Source organism: Shewanella sp. SR43-8 (genome assembly GCF_014163775.1).
Taxonomy (GTDB): domain Bacteria; phylum Pseudomonadota; class Gammaproteobacteria; order Enterobacterales; family Shewanellaceae; genus Shewanella; species Shewanella vesiculosa.
Window position 1 is genome coordinate 111,689 of sequence record NZ_JACJDX010000013.1, and the last position, 14,690, is coordinate 126,378.

Sequence of the window (14,690 nt, forward strand, 5' to 3'; positions counted from 1 at the left end):
AATAAAAAATGCCAGCATTTCTGCTGGCATTTTTGATCAATTGTTAACTAGTATAAGCTTAAACTGCGGCTTGGAAAATCACGCTGTCGGCTTTCTTAGTGTAAGAATCGATTTGGTCGAAGTTCAAGTAACGGTAAGTATCAGCTGCTGTTGCATCTAATTCTTTGGCGTATTCTTGATACTCTTCAACTGAAGGTAAACGACCCAGTAGCGCTGCTACTGCGGCTAATTCAGCTGATGCTAAGTAAACGTTTGCGCCAGTACCTAAACGGTTAGGGAAGTTACGTGTAGACGTTGATACTACAGTCGCACCTTCTGCAACACGTGCTTGGTTACCCATACATAGAGAACAACCAGGGATCTCGATGCGAGCACCAACACGACCGAAGATTGAGTAGTAACCTTCTTCCGTTAATTGATCGCGGTCCATCTTAGTCGGTGGTGCAATCCATAAACGAGTTGGTAGCGTGGTAGCAAACTTTTCTAACATCTTACCGGTAGCACGGAAGTGACCGATGTTAGTCATACAAGAACCCACAAACACTTCGTCAATCTTAGTTTGTGCAACGCTTGATAATAATACTGCATCATCAGGATCGTTTGGTGCACAAAGGATTGGCTCTTTGATGTCGTTTAGGTTGATTTCGATAATTTCAGCATATTCTGCATCTTTATCTGCTTCCATCAACTGTGGGTTAGCAATCCATTCTTGCATCGCAGTAATACGACGCTCAATCGTACGACGATCGCCATAACCTTCTGCAATCATCCACTTTAACATCACGATGTTAGAGGTCAGATATTCAATGATTGGCTCTTTGTCTAGCTTAATGCTACAACCTGCAGCTGAACGCTCAGCAGATGCATCAGATAATTCGAATGCTTGTTCAACTTTAAGTTTTTCAAGACCTTCAATTTCTAATACGCGGCCAGAGAAAGCATTAATTTTGCCTTTCTTCTCAACCGTTAGCAGACCCATTTCAATTGCTTTTAGTGGGATAGCATGAACTAAATCACGTAAGGTAATACCAGGTTGCATTTCGCCTTTAAAGCGCACTAGCACTGATTCAGGCATATCAAGAGGCATAACACCTGTTGCTGCAGCAAATGCTACTAGACCAGAACCTGCTGGGAACGAAATACCAATCGGGAAACGAGTATGTGAATCACCACCAGTACCTACGGTATCGGGTAACAACATACGGTTTAACCAAGAGTGAATAACCCCGTCACCTGGACGTAAAGCAACACCACCACGGTTCATAATGAAATCTGGTAGTGTATGGTGAGTAGTAACATCAACTGGCTTTGGATAGGCTGCAGTGTGACAGAATGACTGCATGGTTAAATCAGCACTAAAGCCTAAACATGCTAAGTCTTTTAACTCATCACGTGTCATAGGGCCGGTAGTGTCTTGTGAACCGACTGAGGTCATCTTAGGTTCGCAGTATTGGCCAGGACGAACGCCTGATACGCCACATGCTTTACCAACCATTTTCTGAGCTAAAGTATAGCCATTGTTAGAAGCGGCGATGTCTTGTGGACGAACAAACACTTTTGATGCTTCAAGTCCTAAGGTTTCACGCGCACGGTCAGTAAGGCCACGACCAATGATCAACGGAATACGACCACCAGCACGAACTTCATCTAACAATACTTCGGTTTTAAGCTCAAATGTAGAGATAACTTCATCAGTGCCGTGACGCTTAACTACACCTTCATAAGGGTAGATATCGATCACATCACCAGTATCCATTTGATCAACGTTTAGTTCGATCGGTAATGCACCCGCATCTTCCATTGTGTTGAAGAAAATTGGCGCAATTTTGTTACCTAAACAGAAGCCACCAGCACGCTTGTTAGGCACATAAGGAATATCATCACCCATAAACCATAACACTGAGTTAGTGGCAGATTTACGTGAAGAACCCGTACCAACCACATCACCAACGTAAACTAAAGGATGACCTTTACCTTTTAACGCTTCGATTTCTTTGATTGGACCCACTACACCTGATTGATCAGGCACAATACCGTCACGGGCATTTTTTAGCATTGCTAATGCGTGTAGTGGAATATCTGGACGAGACCATGCATCTGGCGCAGGAGACAAATCATCAGTGTTGGTTTCACCAGACACTTTAAACACTGTTAAGGTAACTTTGTCAGCCATTTTTGGACGGTTTAAGAACCAATCTGCATTAGCCCAAGCCTCAACAACCTGCTTAGCAAAATCATTACCCGCTTGCATTTTTTCAACAACATCGTGGTATGAATCAAACATCAACAATGTATTTGAAAGTGCGGTAACCGATAGAGGTGCTAATGCTGCATTATCTAGTTGGTCAATTAACGGCTCAATGTTGTAACCGCCTTGCATGGTGCCAAGCAGTTTAACAGCGTGTTCTGCGCTTAAAATAGGAGATGACACAGTGCCTTTAGCGACTGCATCAAGGAAAGCGGCTTTAACATAAGCGGCTTCATCTACTCCTGGTGGAATACGATTTTCGAGCAAGTCGAGGACGAATGCCTCTTCACCTGCTGGAGGTGTTTCAATTAACTTAACCAGTTCAGCCACTTGTTGTGCATCTAATGGCTTAGGGACTACACCCTCTGCAGCACGTTCTGCGACGTGTTTACGATATGCTTCTAGCACGGCAACATTCCTCTTTGTTTGACGCCTAACGGCGAAACTCAGCGTCATTATGATTACGCTGATAATTCCACTGGTTCGGGCTTGAAATCCGACCACCAGTATACTACAGCTTTATAAAAGTATGAATCAGCTCACACTACCAGAGGTATGAAATCAATGCGATTTATCAACCTAAAAATCAATTTAAACCCAAGTTCAATAAATTAAAATTAGACAATAGTTTGAAACAGCTAAAAAAATATTTAAATACATTAGCTTATGCGGTACCCGCTGATTAAACTATATACAAAAAGATATCTTGTTTTTTGAATGAAATATTTTTTAAAAAGTCTATTTTGATTGCGCCATAACAGCATCAAAGCAATAATTAGCGCTTAAGGTTATGCTGTTTATGGAGTCTGAATTGTGTCTACCCAAATAAAAGCCGTTATTTTTGATATGGATGGAATTTTAATTGATTCCGAACCCGCTTGGCAGTTAGCTGAGCAAACTGTGCTGAATAGTTTTGGGCTTAACCTCAGCCTTGAAGACGTGGAGCAAACCACAGGCTTGCGTATTGATCATGTTGTTAGCTATTGGCACCAACGTTTTCCATGGCCAAATTACGACAATACAGCGACGGCGAATACCATAGTTAATGAAGTAGTAAGCCAAATAAACGCACATGGTCAACCCATGTTAGGTGTGATTGAGTCGCTAGAGGCGTGCAAACGTTTAGGGCTTAAAATAGGTTTAGCCACCTCTTCATCGTCATTAATTATCAAAGCAGTGCTGCATAAACTCGCCATAAGTCATTATTTTGATGCTATAGAATCTGCTGAAAATTTAGACTATGGTAAGCCTCATCCCGAGGTATATTTGAATTGTGCTAAAGGCTTGGACATAGCACCAAGCCAATGTATTGCGATTGAAGATTCATTTAATGGCTTAATTGCTGCCCGTGCTGCCAGCATGCAAACGGTGGCAATTCCTGCGCCTCACACCGCGACACAAACCAAATGGGTTATTGCGCATCATCAATTGGCGCACGCAGGATTATTACCCGCATTGCTTAACAAGGTCGCTGCGCTGCTAGAGCGGACTGCGTCCTGCTAGGTTATAGGTCGCTGCGCTACTAGGGACACTGCTAAGATTTAATAGCATCTGCAGTGTCCTAGCTTCTAGGCTGTAAGCTTGTATAGCCTCTAGCCTCTAACCTCTAACCTCTAAGTTTTTGGCTTAGATTGAATAATAACTGCCTAAAAGTTTTTGCCGACAAATAAATAAAATGCAGACTGGCCGCTGTCATTAAATCCAAAACCTAATGCCGCGGGTCCCCAATCGGTATCGGTACCTAAATATAAACTACTACCGAAAATCAAATCACCTAAATCGACATCATCACGATTAAACCATGCATTACCAGCTTCAAGGCTAGTGCCTAAGTACAAAGGCAAATCGGTGATCAGCACATCGCGGCCAAGATCGTACTGGTAAATCACAGCACCAAAGACTTTATGGGCGCCGACCAAGGTATCTTTGCGGAAACCAGATAAGTTTAAGAAACCTCCTAAATCGGCAACATGCAAAGTAAAGTCGCCATCATTCTGGGTGGTTGCCAATTCCATTTTACCCACAATGGCATGATTACCGAGCTTTAATGCGCCTTTCCAATCGGCCTCAAATTGCCAGGCTAAATCATCGCTGTCAGTATTACTGACATTGCTTAAGCCTTTATATGACTCATCTCTTAAATAGCTGGTAAAAGTCAGTCTATTGCCTTCTGTTGGGAAACTAATGCTGTTGAGATTATCGTAGGCAACCTTAAAATAGCCGCCGGTTGAATGAAAATTAATTGAATCAACCAAGCCAAATTCACTGGTAACACGGCCATCTTCGGCGATAACACCAAATTCCATAATGCCATCAGAATTAAAGTTATAACCAATACCCAATACAATTTGCGCGACTTTATTCTCGAGTTGAAAATAACGGATATCTTGATCGTACAGATCCCAGTTTTTCATTTCATATTGAAATCTCGCTAAGCTGTAAAATGTTTGATCACGATCTAAGGGTTGATAAAACTCAGTCGCCACGCGCTTTTTAAAGCCAAGTTCTAATTCGTTACGCCACTCACCACCATTTTCAGTTAAGTCAGTCATGGTATACGCCAAACTTAAGGTAATCGCCGAATCTAAGGTGAAATCATCTTCCCAATTAAATCCCGCTTGAAAATAGTTTGGTCCCCATGATTTGGCCTTAGTGGTAATGGTCAGTATTCGCCCTTGATCAACATCTTCAAACTCAGCATCAACACGCTCAAATTTATTCAATGAGTACACCCGATTTAGAGCAGAATCGAGTTCCTCTTTACTCAGAATAATACCTTCAGTGATCCCTAAACGCTCACGCAGTAATTTCTCACTGACTTTTGATTGATTATCAAAAGCAATTTTATAAATGGGTTTTTTAAGCGGGTCGTTCCACAGTAAACTTTGTTGTAATTTACTTGCTTGATAGGCTAAGTAATCTTGTTCACTAATGCCAAGAGGTTGTAACTTCACTAATTCTAACTTAGCGGCATCTTCACCTAATTTTAGTGCCAATGGCATAATTGAAAAATCAGTGGTACTTAAATTATCAATGGCAGGACGAATTAAGATATCGCTCGATGTCAGCAAGGTTTTTTGCCGTGCAGTGCTAGCTTGAGTCAACATAGTTGATAGCTGCTCTAATACAGCAATGGTGCTGTCTAAGTTTTCTTGCTTAGTTAATGGCGAACCGATATCAACAGCTATGATGATGTCTGCGCCCATGGCTTTGACCACATCAATCGGCATATTATTGGCAATGCCACCATCAACTAATAAGCGGCCATTAATCAATGCTGGTTGCAATGCACCTGGTACCGTTGCCGATGCTTGCATTGCTTGCACAACACTGCCGCTAGATAACACCACGGCTTCACTAGTGGCTAAATCCGTCGCCACTGCTCGATAGGGAATAGCAAGTTCATCAAAATCACCAAACTGCTCAACTAAACCCGTCGAGTGGCGCAATAATTGCGACATACTTTGGCCACGTAACAAACCACTAGGAGAAGTTAAACTGTTATTGTTATAGCCCACTGTGAGTGGAATATTAAACTGATCACGTTGCTGTTTATCACGGTAGCTTAATTTATCGCGCGGAATAGTGTCTGAGTAGCCTTTAGACCATTCTCCACTGAGCATAATTTTTTCAATTTGGTCGGCGTTATAGCCTAATGCATACATGCCAGCAACATAGGCACCAATACTGGTACCTGCAATGTAATCAACAGGAATATGATATTTTTCAAGTACTTTCAACACACCAATATGTGCAGCGCCCTTGGCTCCGCCACCACTGAGCACTAAACCAATGGTGGGCCTTTCTTTAGACGCTTTTTTTGCTGCATAGGCAGGTTGCACCGCCAGGCAAAGGCACATACTGCTAGCCAAAAACCATATTAATAAGTTAAGGCGTAAGGTTGATTGCATAAATCATTCCGAAAGTAAGTAAAAACAACGCATTCTAACAACATTTAACCAATAGCCATACAAATGGATAGCCGCTATAGAATGATAGTGGTATCACAGAGAACCCATTAGTGTTCAATGCTGATTTGTCGCTTAATATTTTGTTCAAGATCAGCTTTGGGCATCGGCTTGGCAAAATAATAGCCCTGAATAATATGGCAGCCTCGTTGGACAACTTGTGCAAGTTGCTCAGCGGTTTCAACACCTTCAGCAATGACTTCAAGCGAGAGATTTCGTGCTAATTCAATCACACTGCTTACAATAGCTTGGTCAGCTTGATGGGTGTCAATATGGATTAAAAATGAGCGATCAATTTTCAGAATATTGACTTGGAATGAACGCAAATACGCGAGCGAAGAATAACCGGTGCCAAAATCATCGATCGCAACATCAATGCCTAACTGCTTTAACGCGAGTAAATGTTGGCTGGCAATATCGACTTCTTTCATCAATACACCTTCAGTAATTTCTACCGACAAATATTTTGCAGGCATGCCAGTTTTATGTAATGTCGCAGTTAAAAAGTCGATAAAGTCTGGCTGCCTAAAATGCATTGCCGACACGTTAACCGACACTTTTATTTTACTTTGGTACTGCTGATGCCAGCTCGCACCGTCGAGACAAGCTTGAGTGAGCACCCAGCGATCAATTTCCACGATGAGGCCACAAGATTCGGCTATCCCAATAAACACATCAGGCCGGATCATGCCATCTTTTGGGTGTTTCCAACGGATCAAGGCTTCAACGCCGACAATACTATTATGCTTATTCACATCAATCTGCGGCTGATAATACAGCTCAAACTCATTGCAAAGTATCGCTTGATGTAAATCAGCTTCTAAGCGTAGATGGTATAAGGCTTCAGCATTTCGCTCCGCGGAATAATATTGAAAATTACCTCGTCCCTCTTCTTTAGCGTGATACATGGCTAAATCAGCATTTTTAATCAAGGTTTCGGGGGTTTGGTCATCATCAGACCACATACTGATGCCTATACTAGTCGAAATGAAAAATTCCCGACCGTATAATTTAAATGGCATTTCTATTTGTTGTAACAGTTGTTTGGCTATGTGGTTGATGGTATCGACGTCTTTGGCATCACGCAGCAAAATAACAAATTCATCGCCACCAAAACGACACAACAAATGTTCTTCAGACAAGCAAGACTGTAACCGACTTGCGGCTTCAACCAATAAGGCATCACCCATACTGTGGCCATAAGAGTCATTCACATGTTTAAATCTGTCCAAATCTAAAAATAACAGTGCTAAGTTTTCATGATGCTGCTTTGCTGTTTCTATGACTTGTCCCAGACGGCGAGAAAACATCGCCCGATTCGCTAAGCCAGTTAACATGTCATTGTTGGCTAAACGGCGCAGATGGAGTTCATTATGTTTGCGCTCAGTGATATCTGAAAATACCACCACATAATGTAATGCTGAGCCGCTCACGTTGAACATAGTTGAGATATTTATCCATACCGGACATCGGCTACCATCGTTACAATTAAACTCGCACTCTCCAGTCCAAAAGCCCTCCTTGTCAAACACATCATCCATGTCGAAAGGTTCTAGCGTCTCAAACACTAATTTGGCAAACGGTTTTCCGACTAAATCGCTCTTTTGAGCTGCAAGAATTAAATTGGCCGCAGCATTGCTAATTTTGATGTGCTTATCGCTATCTAAGATCAGCATACCCTCTGAGGTATTTTCAAACGCTTGAGCTAATAAATTGACCTCACTTTCAAGCGCTCTTTGCTGGGTAATATCGGTATACATACCAGCAATATGTATTAACTTTCCACCACTGTGATCGACATCAGTGGCACGACCTTTAATTCGCAGCCAATGCCATTGCTGATCATATTGATTGTGATAGCGATACTCGATGTCAATCACGTCTGTTGCACATGTGATCAACTCATTCCAGGCTTTGGAAATCTGCTCAATATCATCTTGATGAATGGGAATGTCTTCTAGCTTTATGTCGATATGAGGCTCAGGTCCCAGAACACCACCGCGATTGTCTAATGAAAACATTCGAGTATGCTCATGCCATTGCCATAAATCTGAATCGCTACCTTTTAGAGCCTGGCGTAAGCGATCATCACTTTGCAGTAATGCAGTATTCATTTGTTTAAAGCGGCTAACCTGTCGCTGCCTAAAGATCAATAGGGCCAATCCAGTTAGCAATATGATCAGTATTAATGCACCTTTAAATTGTTGTGATCGTCACCTAAACTGCTTTACCGTAAATCGATATTGAAATGGCTCATTCGTCCACACACCATTTTTTTTATACAAGAGTTCAAGCACATATTCCCCAGCACTTAAACCGGTAATATTAATTTGTGACTGCCCTTCCAGTAACACATAATTTCCCGCATCGGAGCCATTCTCAACCAAACGATATTGGATGGTCATGGGTTTATCATCAAGGTAATCCAGTATGGCTATTTGGAAGCTAATTAGGCTCGCACCTGGTTCAACTTGCGATAACTGGCTTGGAATAAGATAAACCGCTGTTTTATCATCATAAAATATAGATACAGATTCAAGTATCGCTTTATCATTGACCGTTCGTGGCGCTAACTTATCAAGATCGATGAGCATAGCGCCATCTGGGGTACCGATAAAAAACCCTTTAGCAGGATCATAAAATTTTGCCGACTCATTAAATTCATCGGAAATAAAACCGTCTTTATGACTAAACGAACTGACTTTACCTGTCGTCTTATTTATCTTGATAATGGCACTGGCACAGCCAACAATATGATCGGTTGCAGTATCCTGTAAAAAGTAAACTACTTTACAATCTATTTTCCACTGTTGATCCAGTGAGATTATCTTATTAGTTTGCGTATTGTATTGATAAATACCTTGTTGGGATGAACCAAACCAGAGCACACTTGGCGCCACTTGCATAACACTGGTAATCGTTGGAAGAATAGTAAAATTGGCAAATAGATTTAATTTAGAAACATATTCACCCTCAGTGGTTAAATAGCCAAAATGTTTATTTCCAGCTAACCATAGACGATGTTCAGTATCTCTTAATAGGGCACTATAGCGAGCATTAGTCAGTGACTGCTGACCGTCATTGAGCTCTTGTAGCGTCAGATCATCTTTACCATCTTGCCAATAATACAAGCCTTTCGTAGTCGCAAACCAAATGACATCACTAAACAATTTATCACGATAAATATTAATGATTACGCGATCAACCAGCGACGTTTTGCCACCACTCCAATCAGCAAAGCGAGAACTAATATTAGTTAATTTATTGACCACATATAAGCCGCTGGTCGTCGCTAAAACAAGGTGCTGCTCATCTAGGGAACTAATTTTATAAATACTGTCATTAAGTTCAAAACCCTTAGGGATGAGCATAATTGATGTTTGGTCATGGGTATTCACTACTGACAAACCACCATCAGTACCTAACCAGACAGTGTCACCCTCACTGTATATCGACCACACCATTTCATTATCAAGCTGATAAGGCGGCTTTTTAGAATAATCATCAATTAAAAAACTAGGCTTACCGGCAATGACCGCAAGCCCATCTCCAGAGCCACCAATCCATAACAAACCATCGGAATCGACTGCCATATCATGGATGTAATCAATATTTGCACGTTGCTTAAGTTCGTCACGGTATATAATTAACTTATTGTTTTCTTGACTCCAAAAAATCAATCCTGCTCGACTTGAAATCCATAAATCACCGTTAAGATCTTGCTCCATTTGCTCAACATAATAAGGGATCTCTGCTACAGCCTGTACTGTAAGCGCATCAATATTAAGCTTAAAGACTCCTTTTGATGTCAACATCCATACTCGTTGTTGTTTATCTTGAAACAACTTATTAATGGTGCCATTTTTATCAGACCATGGAAATTGCCCAATGAAAGTCCCATCGGCATGATGAAGCTGTACCTCATGATTAGTCGAAAACAAATAATTAGTATTATGTAACTCAAGCGCATTTCGCCAAGGCAAATTGCGATCTAATGTATGGCTTGGGGATAAGGAAAGCTGCTGAGTGATGTCATCAAAATAATAAACCTGCCCTGAAAAGGCCAATATGAGTAAGCGCCCATCAAGCTGACGCTGAGTGGCCGCTACGTGAATACTGTTATTGATATTGGTTGCATCATTATCTTCAGGTCTAAGGATCAAACTAAAGTGATTATCTAAAATACTGTATAAATATAACGAGGAATTGGTGCCAACCAGTAAATGATCTTGACCAGAGTTAACCACAGTAGAAATGAACTCGTCATCCAGAACTGAATCAAAACCGACTTTATCGATGCGTCTAACTTTACTGTTACTCACCCGGTACAGACCTTGCTGAGTCGCCAGCCAAACAAATCCATAATGGTCAAAGCTAATATCTTGAATCGTGGCATTAGCTAAACCATCTTGCGCATTAAAGACTCGCTGAACAATATCTGCGGCATTCACAGGCGCAGCGGCTAACGAACACAGAATCAGACTAACAGCCCCAAAAATTACCGCTCTGATCATAAATTAAGCCTATACCTCAAAAAGATAATATTGATACTCATCGTTATAGCGTCCCCTAAACCGATACAAACTGATATTCTTGTTTAGTCACGCTGTAGATAAAAGAAACAGTATAACTTTCTACATTGAGAGGAAATAATGACATGTACATCTATGCATTATTTTTAACACATTTTGACAACGCTTTATAAACAATATTACTTTTTTATAATTATATGTTTAAAAAAAGTAATATGCTCCGCTAATGCTAGCTTAAAAAATCAAATTACAGGTAAAAAAAAGCACCCCTAAAGAGGAGTGCCTTATGCTGTTCAGTATCAGTTTAGATTACTTCTTTTTCTTAACCGCTTTAGGGTTAGGTAAGTCAGTAATTGAACCTTCATACATTTCAGCTGCTAAGCCTACAGACTCATGCAATGTTGGATGAGCATGAATCGTTAATGCGATATCTTCAGCATCACAACCCATTTCAATTGCTAGGCCAATTTCACCTAATAATTCACCGCCGTTAGATCCAACAATAGCACCACCGATCACGCGATGAGTCTCTTTGTCGAAAATTAGCTTAGTCATACCTTCACTGCAATCTGAAGCGATTGCACGGCCACTTGCAGCCCAAGGGAAAGTCGCAGTTTCGTAAGCAATACCTTGCTCTTTCGCTTCTTTCTCAGTTAGACCGACCCATGCTACTTCAGGATTAGTATAAGCAATTGATGGGATCACTTTAGGGTCGAAGTAGTGCTTCATGCCCGAAATGACTTCCGCAGCAACATGACCTTCATGCACACCTTTATGAGCCAACATAGGTTGACCAACGATATCGCCGATAGCATAAATATGCGGTACGTTAGTACGTAACTGCTTATCAACGTTAATAAAGCCACGTTCATCAACATTCACACCTGCTTTTTCAGCAGCTAAAGACTTACCATTAGGTGAACGACCAATTGCGACTAAAACAGCATCGTAACGTACAGGTTCTGTCGGCGCATTCTTGCCTTCCATTGTCACGTAGATACCATCATCTTTCGCGTCAACTGCGGTCACTTTAGTTTCAAGAATAAGGTTAAACTTCTTCTTAATTTGCTTAGTGAAAACGCGAACTACGTCTTTATCTGCAGCAGGAATAACTTGATCGAACATTTCAACCACGTCAATTTCGCTGCCTAAAGATGAATACACAGTACCCATTTCTAGACCAATAATACCACCACCCATAACAAGCAACTTACCAGGCACTTCTTTCAGTTCAAGTGCGTCAGTTGAGTCCCAAATACGTGGGTCTTCATGTGGAATAAACGGTAATTTAATTGGACGTGAACCCGCTGCAATAATGGCTTGTTCAAACTGAACAACAGTCACAGTACCATCTTCAGCAGTCACTTCTAAGCTGTTAGGGCCGGTAAATTTACCGAAACCATTAACCACATCAACTTTACGCATTTTAGACATTCCGCCTAAACCGCCTGTTAATTGGCTAATGACTTTATTTTTAAAGCTACGTAATTTGTCTAAATCAATCTTTGGCTCACCAAAAACCACACCATGGTCAGCAACAATTTTGGCTTCTTCAATGACTTTTGCTACGTGCAATAGTGCTTTTGAAGGAATACAACCAACGTTTAGACACACACCACCAAGGGTACTGAAACGCTCAACAATTATGGTGTCTAAGCCTAAGTCAGCAGCACGAAACGCCGCAGAATAACCTGCTGGGCCTGCTCCTAGTACGACTACTTGAGTTTTGATTTCGTTACTCATGATTTCCTCTAATCTTGTTCATTCCGTGTGAAAGACGGATCGGCCCAAATGTCGATGTCGCCAGCTTGAAACTTACGTTTCACGTCCAATTTCCTTTCAATTGCGAACTAAAAAATTGGGATGGGCGCATTTTATACTCAAATCAATTTGTTTGAAACCGATCACAATAAAAAGGTCGCTCATATGAGCGACCTTTATGCTTATAAAATCAATGTACGAATGTCTGAAAGTATCGCAGACAAGGTGACACTAAAGCGTGCAGCCATAGCACCATCAATAACACGATGGTCGTATGAAAGCGATAAAGGCAACATTAATTTAGGTTCAAACTCTTTTCCATTCCACTTTGGTTTAATTTCAGATTTTGATACACCTAAAATGGCCACGTCTGGGTAGTTAACAATCGGCGTAAATGCCGTACCGCCAATGCCACCTAAACTTGAAATGGTAAAACAGCTACCTTGCATATCAGCAGACTTCAACTTGCCGTCACGCGCACGGATAGAAATGTCGGTTAGTTCGCGCGACAATTCAACAATGCCTTTCTTATCAACATCACGAACCACAGGAACCATTAAGCCGTTCGGAGTATCAACGGCAACACCAATGTGGAAGTATTTCTTCTGAATAAGTGACTCACCATCACTGCTTAAGCTTGAGTTAAACACTGGGAACTCTGCTAATGCTTTGGCAACCGCTTTCATCATGAATACTAATGGCGTGATCTTGTAATCAGCTTTTTTCTTCGCAGCAAGGTCATTCTGTTGCTTACGGAATGCTTCCATCTCAGTGATATCAGCTTCATCAAACTGAGTAACATGTGGAATCGTAACCCAATTGCGATGTAAGTTAGGACCAGAGATTTTCTGGATACGGCTTAGTGGTATTTCTTCCACTTCACCAAACTTACTGAAATCAACCTTAGGCGCAGCAATCACGTTTAAGCCACCAGCACCACCCGAAACAGATGTTGATGCTGTAGCTTTAGGGCGTGACAACTCGTATTTCACAAACGCTTGCACATCTTCTTTCAAAATACGCGCTTTACGACCAGTACCAGACACCTTAGTTAAATCAACACCAAACTCACGCGCTAAGCGACGTACCGCAGGTGAAGCATGCACAACCCCCGTTGATGCTGTCACGCTGGCACTCGGATGATGTGGCACAGGTGGAGTTGATGGGCGGCTTGCAGCCATGGGTGCTGGCGCTGATGCGGCAGGTACAGACTCAGCAGGAGCTGGAGCTGCTTGTGCTGCTGGCGCAGAGCTAGTCGTTTCAATAGTGGCAATTAAGCTACCTTGAGATACTTTATCGCCCACTTTAACGGTTAACGACACTAATTTACCGGCAAAAGGTGCAGGCACTTCCATGGTCGCTTTATCTGTTTCAAGGGTAATTAAGCCTTGATCAGCAGTGATGTCATCACCCACAGACACTAGCACTTCAATAATATCTACATCACTAGCATCGCCAATGTCAGGAACATGAATTTCTTGTACCTTAGTTGTCGTAGCAGAAGTTGCCGCTTGTGCTGGAGCCGCTTGCTCAACTGGTGCAGCAGCTTGTGGTGCCGGCGCTGAAGGTGCGGCTGCAGGAGCAGAACCAGCAACTTCTAACATAATCACCAATGAACCTTCAGACACTTTGTCGCCAACGGCCACTTTAATCCCTTTAACTACACCCGCTTTTGGCGAAGGTACGTCCATGGTGGCTTTATCAGTTTCTAAGGTAATCAACCCAGTATCAACATCAATGCTATCGCCAACAGCAACTAATACTTCGATAACAGACACATCTGTGTCGCCACCAATATCAGGTACGTTAACTTCAATCACTTCTGCACTGCCAGTACTTGACGCAGCAACTGGCGTCACTGGTGCAGGTGCTGCAGCTTGAGCCACCGGCGCTTCAGCTTTTGGCGCTGGCGCAGCGGCTTCTTCTTTAGCAGGCGCAGCATCGGCTGCGCTCATCATCGCGATTAACGTGCCTTCAGACACGGTATCACCGACAGCAATTTTTAACTCTGCCAAGGTACCAGCAAAAGGTGCTGGAATGTCCATGGTTGCCTTATCGCTTTCAACTGTAATGATTGATGCTTCTTTTTCAAGAAAATCACCCACTGCGGCACAAATTTCAATAACCTGCACTGCATCAGTATCGATATTAGGAACCAAAACTTCCTTTAAATCAGCCATT

7 protein-coding genes are annotated in these 14,690 nt (G+C 41.9%); 1 reads left to right on the forward strand and 6 read right to left on the reverse strand.

Translation table 11 applies throughout. The features are described 5' to 3' along the window. Window positions 1–58 precede the first annotated feature (58 nt). Complete coding sequence (gene acnB, locus H5114_RS16925; RefSeq protein ID WP_124015341.1) at window positions 59–2,656, reverse strand: bifunctional aconitate hydratase 2/2-methylisocitrate dehydratase; 2,598 nt, start codon at window positions 2,654–2,656, stop codon at window positions 59–61. A gap of 402 nt (window positions 2,657–3,058) precedes the next feature. On the opposite strand from acnB, the gene hxpB reads away from it, so the two are divergent. Then, a complete protein-coding gene (hxpB, locus tag H5114_RS16930; protein WP_273057944.1) occupies window positions 3,059–3,751 on the forward strand; it encodes a hexitol phosphatase HxpB in 693 nt (230 codons plus the stop codon). 143 nt (window positions 3,752–3,894) lie between these two features. Here the strand turns inward: hxpB and H5114_RS16935 are convergent, their stop codons facing one another. The 5 genes from H5114_RS16935 to aceF form a co-directional block, all read right to left on the reverse strand. After that, window positions 3,895–6,159: a patatin-like phospholipase family protein gene (locus H5114_RS16935; protein ID WP_182723557.1), complete on the reverse strand. Its 2,265-nt coding sequence runs from the start codon at window positions 6,157–6,159 to the stop codon at window positions 3,895–3,897. 107 nt (window positions 6,160–6,266) lie between these two features. Continuing rightward, window positions 6,267–8,330 carry a bifunctional diguanylate cyclase/phosphodiesterase gene (locus H5114_RS20560; RefSeq protein ID WP_259395327.1) on the reverse strand — a complete coding sequence of 688 codons (2,064 nt, stop codon included), beginning with the start codon at window positions 8,328–8,330 and terminating at the stop codon, window positions 6,267–6,269. A gap of 99 nt (window positions 8,331–8,429) precedes the next feature. Next, window positions 8,430–10,730: a hypothetical protein gene (locus H5114_RS20565; RefSeq protein WP_259395328.1), complete on the reverse strand. Its 2,301-nt coding sequence runs from the start codon at window positions 10,728–10,730 to the stop codon at window positions 8,430–8,432. 327 nt (window positions 10,731–11,057) lie between these two features. Continuing rightward, a complete protein-coding gene (gene lpdA, locus H5114_RS16945) occupies window positions 11,058–12,491 on the reverse strand; it encodes a dihydrolipoyl dehydrogenase (protein ID WP_124015345.1) in 1,434 nt (477 codons plus the stop codon). Window positions 12,492–12,691: 200 nt separating this feature from the next. Beyond that, window positions 12,692–14,689 carry a dihydrolipoyllysine-residue acetyltransferase gene (gene aceF, locus H5114_RS16950; protein WP_182723558.1) on the reverse strand — a complete coding sequence of 666 codons (1,998 nt, stop codon included), beginning with the start codon at window positions 14,687–14,689 and terminating at the stop codon, window positions 12,692–12,694. Window position 14,690 lies beyond the last annotated feature (1 nt).

Bases quoted from the DNA above. Each gene is read 5' to 3' on its own strand.
- H5114_RS20565 (WP_259395328.1), bottom strand. From the start codon at position 10,730: ATGATCAGAGCGGTAATTTTTGGGGCTGTTAGTCTGATTCTGTGTTCG.
- aceF (WP_182723558.1), bottom strand. From the start codon at position 14,689: ATGGCTGATTTAAAGGAAGTTTTGGTTCCTAATATCGATACTGATGCA.
- lpdA (WP_124015345.1), bottom strand. From the start codon at position 12,491: ATGAGTAACGAAATCAAAACTCAAGTAGTCGTACTAGGAGCAGGCCCA.
- H5114_RS16935 (WP_182723557.1), bottom strand. From the start codon at position 6,159: ATGCAATCAACCTTACGCCTTAACTTATTAATATGGTTTTTGGCTAGC.
- H5114_RS20560 (WP_259395327.1), bottom strand. From the start codon at position 8,330: ATGAATACTGCATTACTGCAAAGTGATGATCGCTTACGCCAGGCTCTA.